Annotated in this window: 23 protein-coding genes; 9 read left to right on the forward strand and 14 right to left on the reverse strand. The window is 65.2% G+C overall.

The genetic code is table 11. The features are described from left to right. Positions 1–128: 128 nt before the first annotated feature. Positions 129–899, reverse strand: a complete 771-nt coding sequence (locus tag IVA81_RS12045) for an SDR family oxidoreductase (protein WP_247316622.1) — start codon at positions 897–899, stop codon at positions 129–131. Between the two features lie 177 nt (positions 900–1,076). Next, a complete protein-coding gene (locus tag IVA81_RS12050; RefSeq protein WP_063196058.1) occupies positions 1,077–1,364 on the reverse strand; it encodes a hypothetical protein in 288 nt (95 codons plus the stop codon). A 56-nt stretch (positions 1,365–1,420) separates the two neighbouring features. On the opposite strand from IVA81_RS12050, the gene IVA81_RS12055 reads away from it, so the two are divergent. The 3 genes from IVA81_RS12055 to IVA81_RS12065 all read left to right on the forward strand — a co-directional run bounded on the left by IVA81_RS12055 (position 1,421) and on the right by IVA81_RS12065 (position 7,376). Continuing rightward, the gene (locus tag IVA81_RS12055) at positions 1,421–2,839 is read left to right on the forward strand and encodes a CoA transferase (RefSeq protein WP_247316623.1); all 1,419 of its coding nucleotides are present in this window, start codon (positions 1,421–1,423) and stop codon (positions 2,837–2,839) included. Positions 2,840–2,979: 140 nt separating this feature from the next. Next, positions 2,980–4,230: an efflux RND transporter periplasmic adaptor subunit gene (locus tag IVA81_RS12060; protein ID WP_247316624.1), complete on the forward strand. Its 1,251-nt coding sequence runs from the start codon at positions 2,980–2,982 to the stop codon at positions 4,228–4,230. A gap of 29 nt (positions 4,231–4,259) precedes the next feature. After that, complete coding sequence (locus tag IVA81_RS12065; protein ID WP_247316625.1) at positions 4,260–7,376, forward strand: CusA/CzcA family heavy metal efflux RND transporter; 3,117 nt, start codon at positions 4,260–4,262, stop codon at positions 7,374–7,376. 9 nt (positions 7,377–7,385) lie between these two features. On the opposite strand, the gene IVA81_RS12070 is transcribed toward IVA81_RS12065, so the two are convergent. The 6 genes from IVA81_RS12070 to IVA81_RS12095 form a co-directional block, all read right to left on the reverse strand. Then, complete coding sequence (locus IVA81_RS12070; protein ID WP_247316723.1) at positions 7,386–8,021, reverse strand: LysE family transporter; 636 nt, start codon at positions 8,019–8,021, stop codon at positions 7,386–7,388. Positions 8,022–8,237: 216 nt separating this feature from the next. Beyond that, entirely contained in the window at positions 8,238–9,200 is a 963-nt protein-coding gene (locus IVA81_RS12075) for an amidohydrolase family protein (RefSeq protein WP_247316626.1), read from the reverse strand. A 51-nt stretch (positions 9,201–9,251) separates the two neighbouring features. Further along, positions 9,252–9,809: a hypothetical protein gene (locus IVA81_RS12080; RefSeq protein ID WP_247316627.1), complete on the reverse strand. Its 558-nt coding sequence runs from the start codon at positions 9,807–9,809 to the stop codon at positions 9,252–9,254. A 24-nt stretch (positions 9,810–9,833) separates the two neighbouring features. After that, entirely contained in the window at positions 9,834–11,231 is a 1,398-nt protein-coding gene (locus tag IVA81_RS12085; protein WP_247316628.1) for a TolC family outer membrane protein, read from the reverse strand. 220 nt (positions 11,232–11,451) lie between these two features. Then, positions 11,452–12,231, reverse strand: coding sequence for an enoyl-CoA hydratase (locus IVA81_RS12090; RefSeq protein ID WP_247316642.1), 780 nt, complete (start codon positions 12,229–12,231; stop codon positions 11,452–11,454). A 110-nt stretch (positions 12,232–12,341) separates the two neighbouring features. Continuing rightward, the gene (locus IVA81_RS12095; RefSeq protein ID WP_247316644.1) at positions 12,342–12,998 is read right to left on the reverse strand and encodes a hypothetical protein; all 657 of its coding nucleotides are present in this window, start codon (positions 12,996–12,998) and stop codon (positions 12,342–12,344) included. Positions 12,999–13,288: 290 nt separating this feature from the next. Between IVA81_RS12095 and IVA81_RS12100 the strand changes: the two genes are divergently transcribed. Beyond that, positions 13,289–13,834 carry a sigma-70 family RNA polymerase sigma factor gene (locus tag IVA81_RS12100; RefSeq protein ID WP_247316651.1) on the forward strand — a complete coding sequence of 182 codons (546 nt, stop codon included), beginning with the start codon at positions 13,289–13,291 and terminating at the stop codon, positions 13,832–13,834. 2 nt (positions 13,835–13,836) lie between these two features. After that, entirely contained in the window at positions 13,837–14,475 is a 639-nt protein-coding gene (locus IVA81_RS12105; protein WP_247316653.1) for a DUF1109 domain-containing protein, read from the forward strand. A 10-nt stretch (positions 14,476–14,485) separates the two neighbouring features. Here IVA81_RS12105 and IVA81_RS12110 read toward each other — a convergent pair whose 3' ends face one another. Both IVA81_RS12110 and IVA81_RS12115 read right to left on the reverse strand, forming a co-directional pair. Beyond that, entirely contained in the window at positions 14,486–15,589 is a 1,104-nt protein-coding gene (locus IVA81_RS12110) for a DUF2336 domain-containing protein (protein ID WP_247316655.1), read from the reverse strand. 63 nt (positions 15,590–15,652) lie between these two features. Beyond that, positions 15,653–16,810 (reverse strand): GGDEF domain-containing protein, encoded by a 1,158-nt coding sequence (locus tag IVA81_RS12115; protein ID WP_247316657.1) that lies wholly within the window; start codon positions 16,808–16,810, stop codon positions 15,653–15,655. 453 nt (positions 16,811–17,263) lie between these two features. Between IVA81_RS12115 and IVA81_RS12120 the strand changes: the two genes are divergently transcribed. The 4 genes from IVA81_RS12120 to IVA81_RS12135 all read left to right on the forward strand — a co-directional run bounded on the left by IVA81_RS12120 (position 17,264) and on the right by IVA81_RS12135 (position 21,558). Further along, the gene (locus IVA81_RS12120) at positions 17,264–17,833 is read left to right on the forward strand and encodes a sigma-70 family RNA polymerase sigma factor (protein WP_246931289.1); all 570 of its coding nucleotides are present in this window, start codon (positions 17,264–17,266) and stop codon (positions 17,831–17,833) included. Then, a complete protein-coding gene (locus IVA81_RS12125; RefSeq protein WP_247316665.1) occupies positions 17,830–18,525 on the forward strand; it encodes a hypothetical protein in 696 nt (231 codons plus the stop codon). Before IVA81_RS12120 ends, IVA81_RS12125 begins: the two co-directional genes overlap by 4 nt. Positions 18,526–18,541: 16 nt before the next feature. Continuing rightward, positions 18,542–20,257 carry a S8 family serine peptidase gene (locus tag IVA81_RS12130; RefSeq protein WP_247316672.1) on the forward strand — a complete coding sequence of 572 codons (1,716 nt, stop codon included), beginning with the start codon at positions 18,542–18,544 and terminating at the stop codon, positions 20,255–20,257. Between the two features lie 548 nt (positions 20,258–20,805). After that, a complete protein-coding gene (locus IVA81_RS12135) occupies positions 20,806–21,558 on the forward strand; it encodes a TIGR03809 family protein (RefSeq protein ID WP_247316674.1) in 753 nt (250 codons plus the stop codon). Between the two features lie 131 nt (positions 21,559–21,689). Here IVA81_RS12135 and IVA81_RS12140 read toward each other — a convergent pair whose 3' ends face one another. From IVA81_RS12140 to meaB, 4 genes are all read right to left on the reverse strand, one after another. Then, on the reverse strand, positions 21,690–22,007 hold the full coding sequence (locus tag IVA81_RS12140; protein ID WP_247316676.1) for a GIY-YIG nuclease family protein: 318 nt from the start codon (positions 22,005–22,007) through the stop codon (positions 21,690–21,692). Between the two features lie 187 nt (positions 22,008–22,194). After that, complete coding sequence (locus IVA81_RS12145; protein ID WP_247316678.1) at positions 22,195–23,565, reverse strand: TIGR03808 family TAT-translocated repetitive protein; 1,371 nt, start codon at positions 23,563–23,565, stop codon at positions 22,195–22,197. A 198-nt stretch (positions 23,566–23,763) separates the two neighbouring features. Continuing rightward, entirely contained in the window at positions 23,764–24,420 is a 657-nt protein-coding gene (locus IVA81_RS12150) for a pyroglutamyl-peptidase I (protein ID WP_247316681.1), read from the reverse strand. Further along, complete coding sequence (meaB, locus tag IVA81_RS12155) at positions 24,417–25,406, reverse strand: methylmalonyl Co-A mutase-associated GTPase MeaB (RefSeq protein ID WP_247316682.1); 990 nt, start codon at positions 25,404–25,406, stop codon at positions 24,417–24,419. The genes IVA81_RS12150 and meaB overlap by 4 nt, the downstream gene beginning before the upstream one ends. Between the last annotated feature and the right edge of the window lie 27 nt (positions 25,407–25,433).

The raw sequence follows: 25,433 nt of genomic DNA on the forward strand, positions 1-25,433 counted from the left end.
CCGCCAGGCCACGCCTTGACGGACGCGAGCACGGCGTCATCATGGCAGGCGCAGGCGATCCGTCGGCTCAAAACACCGCCGCCATTTAATGGTTGCTACGAGTTCTGCAACGACGATGTCGTGTGCCCTCAAAAATTCACCCGGTTCGAGATCGCGCCGTCCACGACGAGATTCGATCCCGTGGTGAACCCTGACACCGGGCTCGCCAGAAACACCGCCGCGCTGGCGATCTCCTGCGGCGTTGCCATACGTCCGGTCGGATTGCGTTTCATCGCGTCGTTATAGCGCTCGGGCATGTTCTTCTCGATCATCTCCCAGACGCCGCCCTTGAAATAGACGGTGCCGGGCGACACCACGTTGACGCGCATCTTCTTCTTTGCATATTGCCGCGCCAGTCCCTTGGCCATGTGGATCAGCGCGGCCTTGATCGGACCGTAGGAGCTGGCCGTGTCCGCTTGCGCTGCCGAGATCGACGAGATGATGACGAAGGCGGCATCACCGCTGCTCTCGCCGCTGGCTTCGAGGAACGGACGGGCGGCATCGAACGCATGCACGGCGCCGAGCACGTCGAGCCGGAAGTTCTGTTCCCATGACGCTGCATCCCGGCCTTGCGCCATCGCGCCGGCATTTGAGAACAGCAGGTCGATGCCTCCAAGTTCCTTTGCAGCGGCTTCGATCCACGATTTCAACGCTGCGCCGTCGGTGACGTCGACCGGGCCGCCGGTGGCGCTGACGCCGCTCGCTTTCAGCTCAGCGACGGTGGCCGCAACCTGATCGGCATTGCGCGCGCATACCGCGACATTGGTGCCTTCACCGGCCAACGTTGCCGCAATCGCCCGTCCAATGCCGCGCGTGCCGCCGAGCACGATGGCGTTCTTTCCTTTGAGCCCGAGATCCATTGTCTGGTTTTCCTTGCTGTTGTGCAGCAATCATAGCCGTTTCTCGAATTGCCCAGAAGCCTCCACATCGTCATTGCGAGCGCAGCGAAGCAATCCAGGAATGCATCCGTGGAGACGGTCTGGATTGCTTCGTCGCAAGAGCTCCTCGCAATGACGTGGAGAGATGTGGGGCTCACCTCACTCCGGCGCCGCTCCGACCGGCGGGCCGCCGGGCGGGCGGTGCAGGAAGGTCAGCGAGGCGTAGGCGCCGGCCCAGGAGCCGATCGCGGCGAAAGCGACATAGAACGCGTTTTCGGTGTAGCTGATCACGGCGTAGGAGGAGAGCATGTACCAGACCGCGCTCCAGTTCGCCGCTGACATGCGCTTGCGCGCGATCACGGCCGAGGTGAACATCACATAGACCGCGTCGGTGGCCGCCGTTGCAACGAACACGGCGCCCGCGGTGAGGGGATCGATGGCGGCCATTGCAATCCTTTCTGTGAACGTGGGATGGTCGGGAAAACTAGGGGAGAGAAGCGGCCATGCAAAGCCCTGCCGACATTCTCAAGGGCATCTGGACCTCTGCGGGCGGTGACGCGGCCGCCCTCGATCGCGTGCGGTTGACGGGCGAGGAGCCTCAAATCCCGTCTTCGTTTCGTGTCGCGGTCGCCGGGCAGACGACGATAGCTGCCGCCGGCCTTGCGGCTACCGAAATCTGGCGGCTGCGCAGTGGCGAGGCGCAAGGCGTTTCCGTCGACCTGCGCCACGCCGTCGCCGAATGCCGCTCCGAGCGCTATTTGCTTCTCGACGACAAACCGCCGCCGCCGGCCTGGGACGCCATCGCCGGCGTCTACAGGACCGGCGACAACCGCTTCGTGCGCTGCCACACCAACTTTCCGCATCATCGCGACGCCGTCTGCAAGGTGCTCGGCTGCGAGGCCGAGCGCGACCAGGTGCAGGCCACGTTGATGCAATGGAAGGGAGAAGATTTCGAGACTGCGGCTTACGCCGCGGGCGGCGTCGTTGCCCTGATGCGCAGCTACGACGAATGGTCCGCGCTGCCGCAGGCGCGTGCGCTCGCGCAATTGCCGCTGATCTCGATCGAGAAGATCGGCGAAGCCTCGCCAAAGCCGTGGCCGCAGGGATCATCGAACAACGATCGTGCGCTCTCGGGACTTCGCGTGCTCGATCTCTCCCGCGTCATCGCAGGTCCCGTCGCCGGCCGCACGCTCGCTGCGCATGGCGCGGATGTGCTGCTGGTGTCAGGGCCGGAGCTGCCCGCCATTGACTGGCTCACCATCGACACCGGCCGCGGCAAGCTCACCACCTTCATCGAGCTGAAGAGCGAGACGGGCAGGGCACGATTGCGCGAATTGCTAGAGGACGCCGACATCTTCTCGCAAGGCTATCGCCCGCATGCGCTTGCCGCCCTCGGCTTCGCGCCGGAGGATGCAGCGAAGATCAATCCCGGCATTGTCTATGTGACGCTGTCGGCCTATGGCCACACCGGCCCCTGGGCCGAGCGACGCGGCTTCGATTCCCTGGTGCAGACCACGACCGGATTCAATCACGCCGAGGGGCGCGCTGCCGGCCTCGATGGTCCCAAGGAATTGCCGGCGCAGATGCTCGACCACGCCACCGGCTATCTGATGGCGTTCGGCGCGATGATGGCCAGGGCGCGTCAGGCCCGCGACGGTGGCAGCTGGCACGTGCGCGTGTCGCTGGCGCAGACCGGGCGTTGGCTTTGGAATCTCGGCCGGCTCGACGGCGGACTGAACACCCCGGATCTTACGGGCGAGGCCGTACATGCTGCATTCATCGAGAGCATGCCATCTGGATTCGGCATGTTGAAGGCGGTGCGCCATTCGGCGCTGCTGTCGAACACGCCGGCGCAATGGAGTCGTCCGGCGATGCCGCTCGGCAGTCATCCGGCGCAGTGGCCGGCGCGAAAGCTGACATGAAGCTGACACGCCGCAAAATTTTAATGCAAACCGAAAGGCGCCCAGCGTTTTTTTGGTTGTTTGAAATCGCAATTCGGCACTATTAGCGCGACCGACAAGGCAGGCGTCTGCCAAGATCGTCGCAGACACGACCGGGCTCCATGGTAGTTGAAAATACCAAGCGATTGCAGGTGTTTACAAAACAACGGGTGATCACATCCGTAGTTTTACTAGCTCTTGCCGGTGTCGGCGCCGGTGCCTACGGCTTCCTCTCTTCGGGGGCCAAGGAAAAGAAGCACTCCGAGATCTCCAGCCAGTCGCGCAGGAATGCGCAGAACTTCACGCCGACACCGTCCGAATGGGCGACGCTGACGATCGAGCCGGTCAAGGCCAAGAGCTTCCGGGCCGAGTATGTCACCGAGGGCAAGGTCGCCGTCGACGAGGACCGGTCGACACCGGTGTTCTCGCCCTATGCGGGCCGCGTCACCAAGCTGCTGGCCAAGCCGGGCGAGACGCTGAAGCAGGGTCAACCGCTGTTCACGATCGAGGCCGCCGACACGGTGCAGGCCCAGAATGATTTCATCGCGGCGATGACCTCGCAGAACAAGGCGAAATCGGCGCTCGAGCTCTCCGACATCCAGTTCAAGCGCGCCAAGGACCTCTATGAGGGCCATGCCATTCCGCTCAAGGATTATCAGCAGGCGGAAGCGACCCAGGTTCAGGCGCGCAACGACATGCGCTCGTCCGGGACCGCGCTGGAAGCCGCGCGCAACAAGCTGCGCATCCTCGGTTTCACCGACGAGACCATCAAGGCATTCCAGGACAAGGGCACCATCAATCCGGAAGTCACGATCTATTCGCCGATCGCGGGCACGGTCGTGCAGCGCAAGATCGGCCCCGGCCAGTACGTCAATTCCGGCGCCAGCGATCCGGTCTTCGTGATCGGCGACCTCTCCACCGTCTGGCTCACCGCCTTCGTGCGCGAGAGCGATGCGGCCGCGGTGTGCATCGGCCAGGACATCACCGTCAACGTGATGGCACTGCCGGGCCGGCCGCTGACCGCCAGGATCAACTACGTCGCCGCCGCGATCGACCCCAGCACCCGCCGCCTGCTGGTCCGCGCCACCATCGACAACAAGGACGGCCTGCTCAAGCCGGAGATGTTCGCCAACGTCACGATCTATTCAGCCGGCGACCGCGCCGCGCCGGCGGTGCCGAAGCAGGCGTTGATCTATGAAGCCGACAAGGTCCGTATCTGGGTCGCGCGCGAGGACAAATCGGTCGAGCTGCGCCAGATCAAGATCGGCCTCATCAACGGCAATCTCGTCGAGGTCACCAGCAATCTGAAACCCGGCGAGCAGATCGTCACCAAAGGCAGCCTGTTCATCGACCGCGCGGCGTCCGGCAGCTGATCGACGACCCAAGAAAATTGAAGACCTGAATGGATCGTCTCGTCGCCCTTGCCGTCAACCGGCGCTTCCTGATGGTCGGCATGTTCGTCGCTGTCTTGATCGGCGGCCTGATCGCGTTCAACCAGCTCAACATCGAGGCCTATCCCGATCCGACCCCGCCGATGGTCGACATCGTGACGCAGAGCCCGGGGCTGTCGGCGGAGGAGATCGAGCGCTACATCACGATCCCGATCGAGACCCAGGTTGCGGGCCTGAAGAACATCACGACCATCCGCACCATCTCGCTCTACGGTCTCTCCGACGTCAAAATTCAGTTCTCCTTCGCCTATACCTATGACGAGGCGCTGCAGCAGGTGTTGAACCGCCTGGCGCAGCTCGCACCGCTGCCCGGCAACGTGCAGCCGCAGATCTCGCCGCTCAGCCCCATCGGCGAGATTTTCCGCTACCGTCTCGTGGGTCCACCGAACTACAGCGTGCTCGATCTCAAGACCATTCAGGACTGGATCCTCCAGCGCCGCTTTCGCGCCGTGCCGGGGGTCATCGACGTCACCGGTTGGGGTGGCAAGAGCAAGACTTATGAGCTTCAGGTCGACTTCAACAAGCTGGTCGCCAACGGTCTGACGCTGCCGCAATTGCTCCAGGCGGTCGGCAATTCCAACGTCAATGTCGGCGGCAACACCGTCAATATCGGCCAGCAATCAGCCGTCGTGCGCGGCGTCGGCCTGATCCGGTCGATCGACGATCTCGCCAATACCATGGTGGCGCAGACAGGCGGCAATCCGGTGCTGGTCAAGGACGTCGCCACCGTAACCGTGGGCCAGAAGCCGCGCCTCGGCATTGCCGGCCTCGACGAGGCCGACGACATCGTGCAGGGCATCGTCCTGATGCGCCGCGGCGAACAGAGCTCGCCAACCATCAAGCGGGTCCACCAGCTCGTTCAAACCATCAACAACTCCAGCATTCTGCCGCCTGGCGTGCGCATCGAGCGCATTTACGACCGCGGCGACCTGATCGAGCTCACCACCCACACGGTGCTGCACAACATGGTGATCGGCATTCTGCTGATCGTGCTGTTGCAGTGGATCTTCCTCGGCGACCTGCGCAGTGCGCTGATCGTCGGCGCCACCATCCCGTTCGCGCTGTTCTTTGCCGTCATCATCCTGGTGCTGCGTGGGGAATCGGCCAATTTGCTGTCGGTCGGCGCGATCGATTTCGGCCTGATCGTCGATGCCACCGTCATCATGGTGGAGGCGATCTTCCGCCGTTTGACGCAGACGACGCCGATGTCGGAATCCGAGCATATGTCGCCCGAGACGATGTTTGGCATGAAGAGCCACGCTATCCTCAGCGCGGCCGCCGACGTCTCGCGCTCGATCTTCTTCGCCGCCGCGATCATCATCGCGGCCTTCCTGCCGCTGTTCACGCTGTCCGGCGTCGAGGGCAACATCTTCGGGCCGATGGCCCGCACCTATGCCTATGCGCTGGCCGGCGGCCTGCTGGCGACGTTCACCGTGACCCCGGCGCTGTCCGCGATCATCCTGCCGGCGCATGTCCACGAGACTGAGACCAAGGTGATGCTGATCCTGCACCGGCTCTACATGCCTGTGCTGAATTGGGCGGTGGCCAACCGCAAGATCGTCCTCGGCGCCGCGGTCGGCCTGGTGGTGATGACGGTCGCGCTCGCCCGGCTGCTCGGCCTCGAATTCCTGCCGAAGCTGGAAGAGGGCAATCTCTGGATCCGCGCCACGCTGCCGCCGACCATCTCGCTCCAGGAAGGCAATTCCTACGTCAACGAGATGCGCAAGGTGATCCGCGCCCGGCCGGAGGTCGAATCCGTCGTGTCGCAGCACGGCCGTCCCGACGACGGCACGGATGCCGCCGGCTTCTTCAACGCCGAGTTCTTCGCGCCGCTCAAGCCCGTGAGCCAATGGCCCGGCACGCGCGACAAGGAAGAGCTGACCGCGGAGCTGCTGAAGCAGCTCGACGATCGCTTTCCCGGCGTCGAGTTCAACTTCTCGCAATATCTCCAGGACAACGTCTCCGAAGCCGTCTCCGGCGTGAAGGGCGAGAACTCGATCAAGCTGTTCGGCAGCGACCTCCAGGCGCTGACCGACACCGCCAGCAAGATCAAATCGGTGCTGGCCACTGTGCAGGGCGTCACCGACCTTGCGGTGTTCACCTCACTCGGGCAGCCGACCGTCCAGATCGACATCGACCGCGCCAAGGCCGCGCGCTATGGTCTTGCGCCGGGCGACATCAACGCCACGATCAAGGTTGCGATCGGTGGTGACACCGCCGGCGATCTCTATGAGCCGGGCAGCGACCGTCACTTCCCGATCATCGTCCGCCTCGCGCCGGAATACCGCAGGAGCGCGGAGGCGATCCAGAACTTGCGGATCGGCGCGCCCGGGCCGAACGGCACCGTCACACAAATCCCACTGAGCGAGGTCGCCAACATCAGCCTCGTCTCCGGCGCCGCCTATATCTATCGCGAGCAGCAGGAACGCTATCTGCCGATCAAGTTCTCGGTGCGCGAGCGCGACCTCGGCAGTGCGATCCGCGAGGCGCAGCAGAAGATCGCCGACCAAGTGCAGCTGCCGCCGGGCTCGCACATGGACTGGGTCGGCGAGTTCGGTAATCTCCAGGACGCGATCCGGCGGCTGTCGCTCGTGGTGCCGATCTCGCTGGCGCTGATCGGCGTGCTGCTCTGGTTCAATTTCGGCTCGATGACCGACACGCTGCTGGCCATGAGCGTGATCCCGATGGCGATCTTCGGCGGCGTGCTTGGTCTGTTGATCACAGGCACTGCGTTCAGCGTCTCCGCGGCGATCGGTTTCATCGCGCTGTTCGGCATCGCCGTGATGGACGGCATCATCATCCTGTCGCAGTTCAACCAGCTCATCGAAGAAGGCATGGACCGCATGAGCGCGGTGATCCGCACCGGTGAGTTGCAGCTCCGGCCCGTGCTGATGACATGCGTCGTCGCCGGCGTCGGACTTTTGCCGGCAGCGCTGTCAGAGGGCATCGGCTCGCAGGTGCAGAAGCCGCTTGCGGTCGTCGTCGTCACCGGCATGATGCTGGCGCCGGTCGTGATCCTCGTGACCTTGCCAGTCTTGATCTCGTTCTTCTCCCGCCGCGCGCGCTGACGGCGCCCGTCAAAAGATCCGCTGCGCGATCCGCAGCAGCATCGTGATGCCGAGGGCGAGCAGCATCAGGCTGGCGAACCGGCTGCTCAGCGACAGCATCCGAGGCGTCAGCCGCGACCGCGCGGTTGCAACGATCGTGCTGAGCATCATCCACCAGACCGCCGAGCCCACGAAGACGCCTGCGATCAGCGGTGCCGTCGCGGCCTGCGTGGAGAATGCGTGCAGCGCCGCCAGGAACAGGATGACCGTCAGCGGATTGGTCAGTCCGAGCGCGATGGCGCTGAGATAGGCACGTGCCAGACGCACTCTGTCGATCTCACCGACGTCCTCGAGCACGATGGAACATCGATGTGTTCGGATCGCGAACCATAGCAGCGTGAGCGCTGAGACGATTCCGAATCCCACCGCATTGGCCTCGACCCAAGGCTGCGCAAGCGAGCCAAGTCCCAACACCGCAAAGGCGCTGTAGGTGAGATGGACGGTCGCCGCACCGAAGCCCGTCGCGAGCCCTGTTGCGATTCCCGATGCCAAGGTGCGCTGAATGCACAACAGGCCCATTGGCCCGATGGGAGCGGCGACGGTGAAACCAATTCCGACGCCGGACAAAAGCGCGGCGAGATAATGCGACGAGACATGCGACCGCACAAACAAATGAAATCTGTGCGTGTAGGTACCGGCCAAACGGAATCGTCGCCTCAACCGAAAGGGTGAAAACGGAATCGGAATGCAGACACGTTCTTGTGAGGCGACGTCGCGTTGTGTCCTCTTGCAACGTTATGCTCTCGTTACAACGGTTCCATTGCGCGATGTGGAATCAAGTTCCACTTTGCCGCGAGCTGCGACGAGATCGTGCGTCGCGAATCAGAATCCGTAGAGCCGCGCCGGATTGTCGACCAGGATCTTCTTCCGCACGCTCGCATCCGGCGCCCAGACCGGAAGCTGATTGAGCAGGCGCCCGTCGTCGATCTGGTAGAGCGGCGCGATGTCGGTTGCCTTGCGTCCCTCGACGCGGCTCGAATCCGGATGCGGCCAGTCGGTGCCCCAGACGATGCGATCGGGGTTCGCCGCGATCAGGGCCTGCGCGAACGGCACCATGTCCTGATAATCTGGCGCGAGCTTCGACGACCGGTAGGCGCCCGAAATCTTGACATAGGCCTTACCGGACTTCACCAGCGCGACGAGATCGGAGAAGCCCGGCTGCTCCAGGCCCCGCGATGCTTCGAGGCCGCCGAAATGGTCGAACACGACCGGCACCGGCGCCGCCTCCACGAGGTCCTTGATCGCCGAGATCATGGCAAGCGTGGTGTAGAGCTGCACGTGCCAGCCGCGCGCCTTCATGCGCTCGACTGCGGCGGTGAAGCGCGGGCGTCCGACATTGGGATCGTTGACGCCGCCGGTCGCAAGATTGAGGCGGGTGCCGCGGAAACCGTCCTGATGCATCGTGTCGAGCGCGTTCTCCGGTGTCTTGTCGTCGATCACGGCGACGCCGCGTGCAGTCGCGCCGCGGGCTTTCATGCCGAACAAGGTCGACGAATTGTCGGTGCCGTAGACGCTGGGGGTGACGATCACCACGCGTTCGACATGCAGCGCCTTGTGCAGTGCGGCCATCTCCTCCGGAGAGGCCGGCTCGGGCGTGTAGACGCGCCCGGCGAAGAACGGAAACTTTTCGGGATCGCCGTGGATATGGGTGTGGCAGTCGCAGGCGTGCGGCGGGACGTCGAAATTGACCGGTGTCGCAGGCTGCACGGCCCGGGCGTGGGCTCTGTTGGTCATGGCTACTCCGGCGGCGAGGGAGGCAAGCAGGACGCTGCGTCGGTTGAGCACGATTTCTCTCCCTATTTTTGTTGTTTGGCAGTGGAGCCGGACAGTATCACATCAGCCCGGCAGCCGCTGCGCCTCGTTGCATAGCTGCTCGACAAGGTCGGCCAGCAGGCGTGAGCCGTCAACGCGCACGACCGGGCAGGGTAGGGCCGCGAGCCACGCTTCATCTTTTGCGAGACTGCGGCCTTCGCGATCGCCGGCTTCATAGTGTGAAGCCCATCCGACAAAGGATTCGGTCTCCTCATGGCGCCAGCCGCCCGGCGCTACGGCGTCCCCGCCGAAATGTGCAGCTTCGCGGGTGCGTAGGCGCTGCATGCGAAGATCGCGCGGTGTAGTCACGAAGACGACAAGATCGAACAATGGAACGAGCTCGTCGCCCCAGCCGGTGACGGTTCCACTCAGCACCCAGTCGAGACGCGGCAAGAACATCTCGCGCATCAGGCGCAGGCGGTCCGATGGTGGCCGCGTCGTCTGATAGGGCGGCACCGTCGGCAGCCAGAAATAGTCGTCGCTGTCGTGATGCGGCAGGGCAAGCCGGCCCGCGAGCGCGCGACCGAGCGTCGTCACGCCGGCGCCCGAAGCGCCCATCAGATGGATGCGGCGGCTTTTCATCGGCTCTGCCCAGATGATTTGAAACTACTGCCCCGACGGCGTGCGCAGGCCGTGCCAGGCGTCGCGGACCTGGTGGTAGTGCACCTCGGGCAGGTAGTCCGGCGTGTTCAGGCTCAGTGTCTTGACGTCGAGATGGCCCGTGGCGCTGAGCAGCGTGTAGGAGGCGATGACGCGGTCGCGCAGCGCGCCGATCAGGCGGGCCTTGGCCTGGATCAAATCGGCCTGCGAGTTCAAGACGTCCACCGTCGTGCGCTGGCCGCCGGCGGCCTCGCGCTGCACGCCCTGCAGCGCGACGGTCGCGGCTTTCACTTCGGACTCCGAAGCCGAGACCGTGATCTTGGCGCCCTCATTGGCAACCCAGGCGCTGACCGCCGCCGTGCGCGCCTGGTTGCGCACCTGGTCGAGCACGAGCCGGCTCTGCGCCGTGATCTCCTTGGCCTGCCGGGTCTGCGCGGCGGCCTGGCCGCCGTCGTAGATCGGCGCGGTGACGTTGGCGACGATCGAAGCCTGATCCTCGGCGAAGGTGCCGAGCGTCGGGTCGTTGTTGCGGCTCTTGCTGGCGCTGCCCTGGATGGTGGCACTCGGCAGCAGCGCGCCTTCCGCGATGCGGATGTTGGTGGAGGCGACGTCGACGTCGAAGCTGGCGGCCATCACCGCCGGATGCTGGCGGATCGCCATCGTCATGGCGTCTTCGCGGCTCTTCGGCAGATAACGGTCGACGACCTCGGCGGGCCGAAGCTGCGACGGTGAATTGCCGATCACTTGCGCATAGATCGCCTGGCTGACGGCAAGCGCGACTTCGGCGGCGTTGAGATCGGCAAGGCCGCGGTTGAGGCGCGCCTCGGCCTGCGCGCTGTCGGTCGGCGTGACATCGCCGGCGTTGAGGCGGCGCTGAGTGACCGAGAGCGTCTCGCGCAGGAAGGCGACGTTGGAACGCTGCGCCTCGACCAGCGACTGGTTGGCGAGCACGTTGGTGTAGGCGGTCACCGCGTCGAGCAGGACGCCCTGGCCGACATTGCGCAGCGCCTCACGGCCCGACTGCACCTGAAGTTCTGCGGCCCGCACGTTGTTGGCGGTGCGGAAGCCGTTGAACAGGGTCTGCGTCACGGTGACGCCGATGATCCACGGCTTCAGGTTGCCGGTCTGGATCGTGTTGTCGGGCAGCAGATTGCGCACCGATTGCAGGCCGGCGCTGAGGCTCGCCACGATCTGCGGCCGGTAACCGGAAAGGGCCTGCGGCACGTTCTCGTCCGTGGCGCGTTGTCGCGCGCGTTCGGCATTGAGCTGCGGATTGGTCTGGTACGCTTTGGCCAGCGCCTCCGGCAGGGCTTCGGCCCAGGCGGTGGAGGGCAGGGCGCAACAGAGCGCCAGCGTGGTCCATGTCGCAAGCACAGGACCCACGCCCGATCGATGCCGCGTCATCACGCGACCAGCTCTGGCGGTACGTCCAATCATGTAATCCCGCTTAACCCGGCTGTCCGCCCCCGCCGACGGTGGCCTCTTAACTGTTTAACCAGCCGAGGTCCCGCAGGCAAACTGCCGCGGGGAAAACCCCCATGTAATCCGTGCTTGTTGCAGCTTCGTCACAGGGGGCGCGCGGGAACGCGGCAGAGCCTTACACCAGCCTGACCGTTCGCCGACCTTACCGGTTCTTGTTCACCGGCTTGCGCTTCTCGATGAACGCCGCCATGCCCTCGGAGCGGTCCTCCAGCGCGAAGGTCGAGTGGAACAGGTTGCGCTCGACGCTCATGCCCTCGGCGAGCGTGGTCTCGAAGGCGCGGTTCACCGCTTCCTTGGCCATTGCGACCGCGGGGCGTGACATCGACGCGATCTTCTCGGCTGCCGCCATCACTTCGTCCATCAACTTGTCAGCGGGCACAATGCGGCTGACGAGGCCCGAACGCTCGGCTTCCGCCGCATCCATCATGCGGCCGGTGAGGCACAGGTCCATGGCCTTGGACTTGCCGATCGCGCGCGTCAGGCGCTGGGTGCCGCCGATGCCGGGAATGGTGCCGAGCGTGATCTCGGGCTGGCCGAACTTTGCGGTGTCGGCGGCGATGATGAAATCGCACATCATGGCGAGCTCGCAGCCGCCGCCGAGCGCATAACCGGCAACCGCCGCAATCGTCGGCTTGCGGCAGCGCGCGACGCGGTCGCCGCCGATCGCGGCAAAATCTTCGGAGAACATGTCGATGAAGCCCTTCGGCTGCATCTCCTTGATGTCGGCGCCGGCGGCAAAGGCCTTCTCGCTGCCGGTCACGACGATGCAGCCGATGGCGTCATCGGCCTCGAGATCGTCGACGGCAGCTGCGATCTCGCGGAAGACGCCGAAGGAGAGCGCGTTGAGCAGCTTCGGCCGGTTCAGCTTGATGATACCGACCGCCCCGATGCTTTCGACGATGATGTGTTCGAACGTGCTCATGCTCCACCCACGCTTTTGATTGGGCGTGCAATGTGCCCGCTGACGCGGTGGGCTTCAAGGGGGCCGGGGACGCAGGACGCGCAGGACGCGCGTCCTGCCGGAACCGGCAATCAGGCCATGAACATGCGCGCGGCCGAGGCCAGCGTCAGCAGCGTCCCGACGCCAATGAAGATCTTGCCGATCAGGGAGCTCTGGTCCCAGGCCGAGCTCTGCTGGCTGCTTGCCATCACCGGTGCCGGCCGGGGCTGCGCCTCGGTTGCAGCAATCACCGCCTTCTGCGCCGGCGAGTTGTCCTGTTGCAGGGCGCGGTCGATGTCGTTGAGCTGATCGGGCGCGACAACCTGGCCCTCGGCAGCCGCGGCGTTGGTGTTATCGGCCGCTGCCTGGACATTGCCGTTGGCGCGGTCCGTCATCGCGGAGGCGGCAGCCGCAGTCGGCGTATCGGCGGCGGCGAGCTGCGCATTGGCGTTGGCGACCGCCGGCGGCATCTGGTTCGAGGCCGGCATGTCGTTGTCAGCCTTGGTGTTGGCCTTCGGCTCCTCGGCCGGGGCGTCGTTCTTGTCGGATTTCTGTGCCGTCTTGCTGCTATTGGTGCGGCGCGACTCATGGCGCCGGTGCTTGCTCGGCTTGGCCGTGTCAGCCTGTTTGCCCGCGCTGTCCGATTTGCCGTTTGTGGCTTGGTCGGGCGCCGCCTGTGCAACGCCTCCGAACAGCACGAAAAGGCCGGCAAGAAGGATCAACGCCGCGCGCCCGCTGGCTTTCATCATGTTGACGATCTCCCCAATTCCGCCCGTCCCGGGAACGAACAGAGACCCTGGGGCGTGACGACAGCGGGGCAGAAAAGGGGAATCTTCGCGCTACACCGGGCGAAAACGGGGCAAAGCGGGGCGATGCAGCCGGCCGCCGGGTGCGGGGCGACCCGAACGGTGTTATGAGCCGTCGCAGACGTTTCCGGCCGTATCGGTTGCGAGTTCCGGCATTGATCACGAATTCGTGATCTTGAGGCGCCCGCGTAACAAATTGAACGAACGGCCGAATTGCATGGTGAGGGGCGCGCGTGCGCGGACGTGAGGACGAATGGACCGGCCTGATGCGGTCGGCCATGGCAGGCGATGATGCGGCGTATCATCGCCTGTTGAAGGCGGTCACGCCGGTGCTGCGCGCCGCGGCGAGGCGTGGCTTGGCGCGGGCCGGGCAACCTCCGGACCAGGCCGAGGATATCGTGCAGGAGATACTGTTGGCGGTGCACCTGAAGCGGCACACATGGGACAGCGAGGCCCCCTTCGCGCCCTGGCTGTTCGCGATCGGCCGCAACAAGCTGATCGATGCGCTCAGGCGACGCGGCAGACGCATCTTCGTCAACATTGACGATTTCGCCGAGACGCTGCCGGGCGAGGCACCGGAGGAGACGGCCTCCGCGGGTGAGGTCGCAACCCAGCTCAACACGCTGCCGCAGCGCCAGCGCGACGTGCTGCAGTCGATCGCGGTCGAGAGCGCCTCGATCAAGGACACGGCGGCGAAGTTTTCGATGAGCGAAGGCGCGGTGCGGGTCGCACTGCATCGCGGACTTGCAGCAATCACTGCCAAACTGCGGGACCACTAGTCATGGATACCGATCAACTCATTCGCTCGCTCGCTGCCGACAACGCCCATCGCGTGCCGCGCGTCGGCGCCGTGCTGACCATGGCGCTGCTGGTGGCCGCGCCCTTGTCGATCCTGATCTTCGCGACGTTCCTCGGCGTGCGTCACGACGTGATGAGCGCGATGCGCAACCCGTTCTTCGACATGAAGTTCGCGGTGACGCTGTCGCTCGCGATCCCCGCCATCATCGTCAGCCTGCATCTGTCGCGTCCCGAAGCCTTGCTGCGTGGCTGGGGCTGGCTGTTGCTGCTTCCGGTCGGGCTGCTTGCGGTTGCGATCGGCAGCGAGGCGATGATGGCGCCGGCCATGCCGATGACGATGCGGCTGATGGGCAAGAATTCCAGGGTGTGCCTGTTCGCGATTCCCGCAATGTCGCTGCCGCTGCTCGCGGGCGCGCTGTTCGGCCTGCGCCATGGCGCGCCCTCGCGCCCCGCGCTCGCCGGCGCGCTCGCCGGCCTGGTATCGGCCGGCCTTGCCGCGACGCTCTACGCTTCGCACTGCACCGACGACTCCCCGCTGTTCGTCGCGACCTGGTACACGATCGCGACCGCGCTGGTGACGGCGATCGGAGCAGTGGTGGGATCCAAAGTCCTGCGCTACTAGCGAGCCGGCATCAGGCCGCCGGCGTCGTGCTCTTTTGCATGCGGTGGAAGCGCAGCACCTGCTGTGCGGTCGAGCTGCGGAGCGCCTCGTAAGCGTCGCGTAGCGTCAGCATGTCGGTCTGCGAGCCGCCTGAAAGCTTCTCGCGCATGGCGATGATGGCCCGCACGCTCGGCCAGGACATGCCCGCGGCCTTGGCGAGGATCATCACGCCCTCGGTGCGGCTTTCGATCATCATGGTCTCGGCGGTCTCGACCGCGACGGCCGCGAGCGCCGCGAGCCCCGCATTGGTTTCGTCGAACTTGCCCTGCTCGGCGAACGTGGTGACCTGGAATTCGTTGAGACGGCCGTCCTCGTGCAGCGACTTCACCAGCGCACGGGCCATCTCGGTTTGCCTCGTCATGGCGGCGGCGCGGACCCGCTGGGCCACTTCCTGGACGACGCTCGACACCTCGTCCACAAGCTCCGGATGCGCGGCCTCAAGCTTTTTGCGCACGCTGGAGGACGCCTTGGCGACGAGCCTCAAATAGTGATGACGCGGCAGGTCCGGCCGCAGGCCGATGCAGGTGGCGAGGTCGTCGTCGCGTTCGGCACGGGTGACGAGATCGGTGAGGCTTCCCTCGGAGAGCCGCGCACCGGGATTGCTGACGGTCGACTGCACCACGTCCTCGTTGCCGCGCGTCACCAGCAAGTCGGTCAGCGCCTCCGACAGCACCCGTCGCAGCGAGATCGCCTTGAGATGCGCCTGGCCCCTCGTGCGCGCGATCTCGATCAAAGTCGTCTCGTCCAGCCGCTCCGATTTCGACAGCACCGGGCCGGAGACCTCGATGACCTCGTCGAGCGCGAGCGTGCGGATGATGTTCGGCGGGGCGGCCGCGATCGGTGCGAGGCGGTCGGCGAGCAGCGCCCTGGCCGAAATCTCGATCTGCTCGATCAGGCACTGGAACACGTCATCGAACACGCGGATGTGGTCGTCGGAATAATCCACCGCGTTGCCCACGAAGAGATCGGTCACGCGGCGCAGCGTCTCGACCCGGCGCGCGACGGTGCCGTGCGAGAGCGCAGCCTGCAATTCCTCGAGCAGATTGTCGGATGATCTCGCGGATTTGGATCTCATTGCCCTGTCCTGGAGCGTTCGGTCCGGCGTCGGCTTCTATCGCACCGGGAAGAAATGGATTGGTCAGCTCGTTGCAATGCGGTTGCGCCCTTGCGCCTTGGCGGAATAGAGCGCGCGGTCGGCGCGCGCGAGAAACGTGTCGGCAGTATCGACGTCGCGCAGCGTCACGACGCCCGCAGAAATGGTCACGTGCATGCCCGGCGAGAATGCGCTCCAGTCGAGATCGGCGACGATACTGCGCAAGCGCTCGAGCATGCGCTGTGCGGCATCGCCCGACGTGTCCGGCAGCAGCAGCAGGAATTCCTCGCCGCCATAGCGGCCGAAGCTGTCGGCTGGGCGGATGTTGGCGAACATGGTGATCGCGAAGGTGCGCAGCACCTCGTCGCCGATGGGATGGCCGTGGGCGTCGTTGATGCGCTTGAACCAGTCGAGATCGATCAGCGCGATCGCGCAAGGCGTCGATGTCTGCCGCGACTTTTCGATCTCGACGTCGAGAAGGCGCATGATGCAGCGGCGGTTGTAGGAGCCGGTGAGTTCGTCGAGCTCGGCCAGTTCCTCGATGCGCTGATAGGCGGCCTTCAGTTCGATGCTGCGCCGGTACAGAATCTTGCGCAGGGTGGCGCCGAACAGCCCGAGGAAGGCGCACTGGCCGATCACCAGCACGAAGCACAGCATTGAGGCGGTTCGCTCCAGGCGGGTCGTAACCGGCAGTCCGATCGGCAGGTCCGAGCCCAGGAAGACCAAGCCAAGCCCACAGGTGGCAAGGCCCCAGGTGACCATCGCCTGGCTCGAAGTCATCCGCAGCGTGCCAAACGCGAAGATCAGAAACAGCACGGCGAGGAACGCGACCCCGACCGTCGGCACTGCGAGCAGAAACACCAGCTGCAGCGCCATATGCGCCGAGATCTGGAAGACGGTGAGATAATGATCCTGGAACCGGTCCCCGAAGCCGGCTTCCGACAGCACGGTGAAGGTGCCGATGACCAGGAGGCCGCCGAGCCAGAACAGCGACGGGACGACCATCGAGACCGCCCCGCCATAGGCGTAGAGCAGCAGGACCGAGGCGCCCAGCGAGTAGCTCGCCACCTGGCCGATATACATCTGGCGGCGCTGGCGGACCCGGCGCGCCAGAACGTCGGGGGTCGCTGCCTCGGACGTGAGGACGAGATCCGCGACCTCAGCGGCATTCCTCTCGGGAAAGGACGTCGCGGCCGTGCTCATGGTCCCGCCAGTGGTGGATCTCAGCGTAAAAATCTACGTGGCAAGCCTTTAGGTTTGGTATCCTTGGAAACCGAATCCGAACCGTGCAGCACGGAACAAGGTCATAGGCCAGCGGAAGAAATTTTACCGGTGATCAGGCATCCGTTTGCGGTCCAATCGAGCCAAAGGCCGGCTTGGCGAGACATATGTCGTGCAGGGCTGCTATGGAACCGGCTGCTATGGAACCGGATGAGGTCGGGCCGCCTGTGCCGGACAGGCATCCGCAGGGAAGTATCTCAGTATTATGTTACCGATCTGGATGGTGGCGGCCGACGGCCGCGGGCGGGAAAAGAAAAATGCGTGTATGTGGGGTGGATCACACAGGCGCACGTATGACTGCGGTAGTTTGAACAATTTTGCCCCCCGCGTCGAACCGTCCGCCGTATCGACCCGACCAACTTTGCGAGACGGCCTTTGAGCGTGACACAGGCGGCTTCGGACGAGGTCCTCATCGCCAGGATCGCTCAAGGTGACCGGCTCGCCATGCAGGTGCTGTACGGGCGGCACCATGTCAGGGTTTACAGGTTCGGTCTCAGGCTCGTGCGGGACGAGCAGGCGGCGGAAGACCTCATCAGCGAGGTGTTTCTAGACGTCTGGCGTCAAGCCGGGAAGTTCGAGGGCCGATCCGCCGTTTCCACCTGGCTGCTGGCAATCACCCGATTCAAAGCCCTGTCTGCGCTCCGGCGCAGGAAGGATTTCGAACTGGACGAAGAGGCCGCCAACGCGATCGAGGATACGTCCGACGATCCGGAAACGGCGGTGCAGAAAAAGGATACCAGTGAGGCGTTGCGGGAGTGTCTGACGGGCCTCTCGCCCGACCATCGGGAAATCGTCGATCTCGTCTACTACCACGAGAAGTCCGTGGAAGAGGTGGCCGAAATCGTCGGGATACCGGAGAACACCGTGAAGACGCGCTTGTTCTATGCGCGCAAGAAACTGGCCGAACTGCTGAAGGCAGCCGGCATTGAGCGAGGCTGGCCATGATGGCTTTGAGCAAGAAGATGCTGGAGCAAGAGCCCAGTGAAATTGAACTGCTGCTGCCGTGGCACGCCGCCGGCACGCTGAACGCGCGCGATGCGCGCCGTGTCGAGGAAGCGCTGGCGCGCGATCCCGCGCTTGCCAAGCAATATGCCGCGATCCGCGGCGAGTACGAAGAGACCATCCATCTCAACGAGAGCCTGGGTGCTCCGTCGACGCGTGCGATGCAGAAGCTGTTCGCCGCGATCGACGCCGAGCCGGCGCGGGCGAGCGGCTCGCTGCCGCTGTCGGCGCGCATCGCGACCTTCTTCGCGAGCCTGTCGCCGCGCACGCTGGCCTGGTCGGCGAGCTTCGGTGCCGTCGCGCTCATGCTGCAGGCCGGAATCATCGGCGCCGTGCTGATGAAGAATCAGCCGGCGACCTTCCAGACCGCTTCGCTCTCGACCAGCGCGCCGATCACGCGCGAGCTTGGCAGCACGGCTGCGCCGGCGCGCGCGCTGGTGCGCTTCACGCCCGAGGCGCGCATCGCCGATATCACCGGGCTGCTCGACAGCTACCACGCCTCGATCGTCGATGGGGCCAAGGGCGGCATGTTCCGCCTCCAGTTCGACAAGGCCATGAGCCAGGACGAGCTCGCTTCGCTGCTCGGCAAGATGCAGCGCGAGAAGTTCGTCAACCTCGCCGTCGCGGCGCCCTAGGCGCGCCGCTAAGCCGATGACAGGCAAGTCCGAGAGCAGGGTGCGTGCCGGGGCCTACGCTTCATCGGTCGGCGCTGTGCTTCTGATCGCCGCCGGTCTCGGCGTCGAGGTTGCGCAGGCGCAGGCGATCATGCGCACGCCCACAATCAGCGTGCCCTCGCGCACGCCGACCATCTCTCCGAGCATCGCCCCGCGTATCACCCCCAGTGTTGCCGCCCGTGCGGTCAGTGTCGACCGTGGCCCGCGGACGATGGCGGCCATTCCCCACACCACGACGTCGCGCATACGGCCGACGACGCCGGTGCTGCCCTATGCGCGCTATTCGCCGAGCCTGTATCCATCCTGCAGCGCACCCAATCGTGATGCTGACGGCGAGTGCACAGGGCAGCCGATCGCAGGCGGCCAGGGCACTGGAAAATCAGGCAAGAAAAGCGCCGGCAAGGGGCGTGGCAACAACACGCCGGTTGCGGTCACCTCGCGCAGCTTCGCCAACGAATTCGTCGCCGAGATCGATGGCGCGCTGTCGCCCGGCGATGCCGACGAGCTGGCCCGCCGGCACGGTCTGACGCGTGTCTCTTCGGAGAGCTTCCCGCTGATCGGGGCGACGTTCGGTCTGTTCCGCATCACCGATGGCCGGCCCACCGAGACGGTGCGGCGTGAATTCGCGGCCGACGCCAGCGTGCGTTCGGTCCAGCCGAACTTCCGCTATGTGCTCCAGGACCAGAAATCGGCGACGCCGAGCGAAGGCGATCCTGCGCAATATGCACTGACAAAACTCCGCCTGCCGCAGGCGCACACGCTGGCGCATGGTGCCAACGTCACGGTTGCCGTGATCGACTCCGGCATCGACGTCAGGCATCCCGAGCTTGCCAATTCCGTCGCCGACAATTTCGATGCGCTCGGCAGCGCCGAGGGGCCGCACATCCACGGCACCGGCATCGCCGGCGCCATCGTAGCGCATGACCGGTTGATGGGCAGCGCGCCCGAGGCGCGCATCATCGCGATCCGTGCCTTCGGCGGCACCAACGGCGGCGCCGAGAGCTCCTCCTACATCATCCTGCGCTCGCTGAATTACGCCGCCGAGCACGGCGCGCAGATCGTCAATATGAGCTTTGCCGGCCCAAAGGACGCGGTGATCGAGCGCGCCATCGCGGCGACCGCCGCGCGCGGCCTCGTGCTGATTGCGGCCGCCGGCAATGCCGGCGCCAAATCGCCGCCGCTCTATCCGGCCGCCAATCCCAACGTGATCGCGGTCAGCGCCACCGACCAGCAGGACAGGCTGTTCACCGCGTCCAACCGTGGCAACTACATCGCCGTCGCGGCGCCCGGGGTCGACATCTTCCTGCCGGCGCCGGACGGCAAATACCAGATGACGTCGGGAACCTCGTTCTCGGCTGCCTATGTCTCCGGCGTCGCGGCGTTGCTGCTCGAGCGCAATTACGCCTTGAAGCCGGAGGCGCTGCGCATGACCCTGGCGAAGACCGCGCGCGATCTCGGCTCCCCCGGGCGTGACGAGCTTTTCGGCGACGGCCAGACCGATGCGTTCGCCGCGGTCATGGCTGTTCCCGCCAACAGTGCGACGCCGGTTGCGGCTGCGTCCGGTACAACAAAACGTGAAGATGCCGGAACGCGTCGCGACGGACCTGGCAGCCGCGCGATCGAACAACCCTCGCTGTCGAGTGCCGACGATAAATCCACGATTTCTCAGGCGGATAGGCCGGCGGCGCGATAGCGGCTGCGACAAAGATGCGCGCGGACCGAAGGTCAAAAAAGCAAACGCCGCATTGAACGTTCAGCCAAGTTGCCACGACCAAATTATGTGGGAGCGGTCATCCCTCCCCATCAGTCATATTAGGCGCGAGCGCCCATCCACCCCAAGCGCCCATATGGCTCGACCCGTCCGGTTGTCCCCCCGGACGGGTCTTTTCTTTTCAGAGCGTTTTCGAGCGCAGTGGGTACCGGTTCGCGCAAAAAAACGCGTCAAAACAACAATCTAGGCGTCCGATTCTTTGAAGTCTCGCAAAGCGTTCAGCTTGCGGTTGAAAGATCGCGTCGGCGTCCATGGCTGTCGCTCGAGCAACACGGCGCAAGCCCGTTATGCTTGTGCGAAGCTTGACTCGAAAACACAGCAAATCTCCGCACGACTACGGTGATTGATGACGAATGCGGTGTCGTTGCTGGACAAGACAAAACTTTTCCACAAAATATTCATGTCGCGTCTAAATTGATTCGTGTGCGTTGCGTCTCCCGCGTCCGTGTTTTCCCCTGACGGGCTGGTTCATGACACATCGCCAAGAGTCTGATTGCGCGTCCGTTCGCGCCGTTGCCGTTGGCCGCGACATCGCGGCACGCTGGTGCGCTCTCGCCGAGCAGCGGCTGCAACATCTGTCCGAAATGTTCGAGACCGGCCGCTGGCGCCGTTATCATTCCGAGATCGCATTCCTCGAAAACATCCAGGAAGCCAAGCGGGCCGTCCAGACCTGGCGCGCGCTTGCGACCGGCGGGGACGTCGCCGAGGCGGCTGCGAGCGTGACGCCCGCATTCGGCTGGTCGCCGGCGACGATGCCCCGCGTGTTTCCGCGCGAGCAGGCGCAGACCGTGCAGCCGAAGGCCGTCCACATCGCCCCCGAGACCGCCGTGCCGGTCAGGTTCGATCCGAAGCCGGACGTTCTGGCGGAGATCACCGAAGCCCCGATCGCGCCGTTCGCCACGCCTGCACCGCTCGCGGCGCCTGCCGCGATGGCCTCGTTCACCGCGCCTGCCGAGATGCCACCGCTGAGGGCTCCCGCAACGAGGGCACCGCTCACCGCACCTGCCGTAAGGTCACCGCTCGCCCCGCCCGCCACGATGGCGCCGCTCACCGCGCCTGTTGTGAGGCCGCCGGGCGCCGCGCCCGCTGCAATGGCAGCGCTCCTGCCGCAGTTCGCCCCGCCCGCTGCCGAAATCGTCGCAGCCCCCGACCGCGTCGTCGAATTCACCCTCAGCCTGGACGGCCTGGAAGCCAAGTACCCGCTGCTCAGGAACGCGTTCTAAGGAGGTGGGCGAGGGCAGAAGAGAGGCTGCCACTCCTCTGGTTCCGTCATCCTGAGGCGCGAGTGATGGGGCGCGTCGCGCCCCATCGGGAGCCTCGAAGGATGCACGGCCCGTCTGCCGCCAGACCGCGCTTACTTCTTCGACCTCGGCATTCCCCCGCGTCGCCGTGCAGACTGGCTCACGGCCTCCCAATCCGATCGAATGAGCGCTTCCTTCTTGGCGCGGCTCCCTCCCTTGAGCTGCCGCTCGGCGGGAATGCCGTCAGTAATCCGATCGAAATATTCGGACCAGACCAGGACGACAGGCCGCCTCGAATAGGTATATCCGGGATAAGCACCGGCATTGTGCTCATCGACGCGCTTTGACGAGTCCTCGCCGGTCGCGCTTCCAATGTAAAACGAGCCATCCGCGCATCGCAGCATGTAGGACATAGATGCCCACAACATCATCCTTCGAGGCTCCCCACGTGGCGCGTTGCGCCACGTGTCTCGCACCTCAGGATGACGGCGGTGTTTGGGTTGTCAAGTTTTGATGCGACAACCTCAGGGTATCCCGTCATCCTGAGGCGCGAGTGATGGGGCGCGTCGCGCCCCATCGGGAGCCTCGAAGGATGAACGGCCCGTCTGTCAGCCAAGTCTACCTTCGCACCGCATTCCCGCCGAGCACCACCTGCGCAAACCGTTGCGCGCCGTCTGCTGACAGATCCGAGGTCACGGCACGGGCGTGATCGAGGCCGACCACGGCGCCGCGCGGGGTCTCCGAGATCATGTTGTTGTTGACCAGCGCGATGCCGGCGCCCGGAACGACGGAGACGCCGACACCCGCCAGTGCCTTGCGGATCACGTTGCCGGTGATCGCGACGTCGCGCAGATATTTGCCCCAGCCGGCGACGATGCCGTAGGACGGTGCGTTCTCGATCACGTTGCCGGTCACCGATGAATCGGCCTCGATGTAGATGCCGACGCCGGCGTCGTCGTCCGGCGCGGTGCCGATCGGGCGCTTCGGGATCAGATTGCGGATGATGTTGCCCTGGACCACCGCGATGCGGCCGCCTTCGTTGAAATTGCAGACGGAGACGCCGACGGCGGCGCCATCCACGGTGTTGTTGGCGATCACTGCCGCCTCGAAGGCGAACTCGGAATAGAGCGCGACCTCGCGCACGTCGCTGACGCTGTTGCCTGATATGTGGATGTTCGAGGCGGAGTTGCCGCGCACCGCCGAGTAATCACAGTTCCTGATGCGGTTGCCGCGCACGATCACGTTGCCGGCGCGGAAGGCGTTGATGGCGTTGCCGTACTGTCCGGAGCCGCCGGGCCCGGCCTTGATGTTCTCGATGCGGTTGTCAGTGACCAGCGTGCCGTCGTCGCCGATCGCGGTGCGCAGGATCTCGATGCCGTTGTCGTTGGTGCCGAGAATCGTGTTGCGAGAGACGTTGAGGCCTTTGGCATCGAACGACACCACCGCCGTCACCGCGATGTCAGTGAAGATATTGCCGGAGATCTCGCCGGACACCTGCTCGAGCCAGATCCCGCTGCCGCCCGCATTCATGATCTCGCAATCGGCGATGCGGACGTCGCGTCCGCCGAGAACGTGGATCAGCCCGCGGCGCGTCGGCAGCGGAATGCTGCCGCCGTCGAAGGTGATGCCGGTGAGGCCGATGGAGCCAGAGCCGTCGCTCTGGATCGCCGAGGCGCCGCCGGTGAAGAGAATCTTCGTCGCTCCGCGCACACCGATCAGTTGCGCGCCGTTCGGCAGCCGCAGCAGCCCGCTGCGGTAGACGCCGGGCGGTAACGTCAGCGGCATCTGCGCCCGCGCGGCCTCATCGATTGCACGTTGGAGCGCCCGGGTCTGATCCTCGCTGCTACCGGGCCTGACGCCGTATTGCGTGGCATCGCGGCCGAGCAGGGACGTCAACGGCGCGGCGCGCGCGGCGTCGGCCGGCATGGCAAGCGCGCCGGCGATGCCGGCGGTGGAAGCTCCGATGAGATGGCGGCGATTGAGGTCCATGACGCGTCCTCCGGCGGACGCGGGCGTCCGCGCGGATTAGGTAGCGCAGCGCGGCCGGGGTCGTGAGGATTGTTCGCGGTAGGGTTAAATGTTTACGCAGACAGAAGTGCCGTAGGGTGGGCAAAGCGAAGCGTGCCCACGATCTGAAGGCAGATGGAACGAGATGGTGGGCACGGCGCAAGTGCGCCTTTGCCCACCCTACGAAACCGGCGTGTTCCGCTCTTTCCGTGACAACTGCACCATCTCCATCAGCATCGCTTCTCCTGCATCCACCAGCTCCTCCAGCGTGATGCGCGGCGCCCCCTTGCGGCGCACCGCGCCGCTGCGCGCGAGCAGGGGAATATGGATGAACGCCACAAGCTGCGGACCACCCGCCTTCATGGTCTCGATCGCGCGCCAGCTCAGATAGTTGCAGAGATAGGCGCCGGCATCGCGTGAGGGCCGTGCATCGATGCCGGTCAGGCGCGCGGCGCGCAGCAGTCTTGCCGTGTGCGGGCCGAACGTCATTGCCTCCGCGTGGTCGGCGATGCCGCGCTTGCTGGAGCGGGTGTTGGCGGCATCGGGCCAGAGCATGGTGACGGCGTTGCGGGCGCGGGTCTCGATCCGCAGGTAAGGCGTGCGCGCAGCGAGGCCGAACATCAGAAGCGCATCCGGCCTCACTTTCGCGAGCACCTCCGGCAATTGCCGGTCGACCGCGGCATAGGTGACCGGGAAAATGTGACTGGAGATCGCGACATCGTCGAGCGCCGGACGGCGCACTTGCGCCAGCCGCGCGACCAGCGGCTGCGTCGGATTATAGGGTGCGCCGGGAAACGGCTCGAAACCGGTGAGGAGAATGCGGAGTTTTTCGCTCATTGCAGCAACCCCAAGATCTGCTCGGCGGCGAGTGCGGGCGTGAGATGGCCGCCAGCGACTTCAGCCTCGATCTTCCGGACTTTCGTCCGCACCGATGCCTCGCTGCGCAGCCGCGCCAGCATGCGCTGCTCCAGCATCGACCACATCCACTTCACCTGCTGATCGCGCCGCCGCGCGGCGAAGTCGCCGGATGCGTTCATCGCCCTGCGGTGATCCAAAACCTTCTGCCAGATTTTTGCGATGCCATCGCCGGTCAGCGCCGAATAGGTCTCAACCGGCGGATGCCAATGCTCGGACCGCGGGCTGAGGATGTGCAGCGCGCCGCGATAATCGGCGGCGGTGATCTTGGCGCGCTTGAGATTGTCGCCGTCGGCCTTGTTGATCGCGATCATGTCGGCGAGCTCGACCAGGCCCTTCTTGATGCCCTGCAATTCGTCGCCGCCGCCCGGCAGCATCAAGGCCAGGAAGAAATCGGTCATGTCGCAGACCGCGGTCTCGGACTGGCCGATGCCGACGGTTTCGACCAGCATGACGTCGAAGCCGGCGGCTTCGCAGAGTAGCATGGCCTCGCGCGTCTTGGCCGCGACGCCGCCGAGCGTGCCCGAGGACGGTGAGGGCCGGATGAAGGCATCATCCGAGGCCGACAGCCGCGCCATTCGCGTCTTGTCGCCGAGGATCGAGCCGCCGCTGCGCGCCGAGGACGGGTCGACCGCGAGCACGGCGACCTTGTTGCCTTGCTCAATCAGGTAAGTGCCGAGCGCATCGATCGTGGTGGATTTTCCGACGCCGGGCGATCCCGTGATGCCGACGCGAAACGCCTTGCCGGTGTCGGGCAGCAGCATCTGCACCAGCTCCCGCGCCAGCGCCTGATGGTCGCCACGCCGGCTCTCTACCAGCGTGATCGCCCGCGCCAGTGCGGCGCGGCTGCCGGCGCGAAGCTCCTTGGCGAGGGTCTTGATGTCCAGCGAGGCCTTCTTCTCAGTCATGCCCTGCTTTACAACGCCCGGGGGAGG

The organism is Bradyrhizobium sp. 141 (assembly GCF_023074055.1).
GTDB lineage: Bacteria > Pseudomonadota > Alphaproteobacteria > Rhizobiales > Xanthobacteraceae > Bradyrhizobium.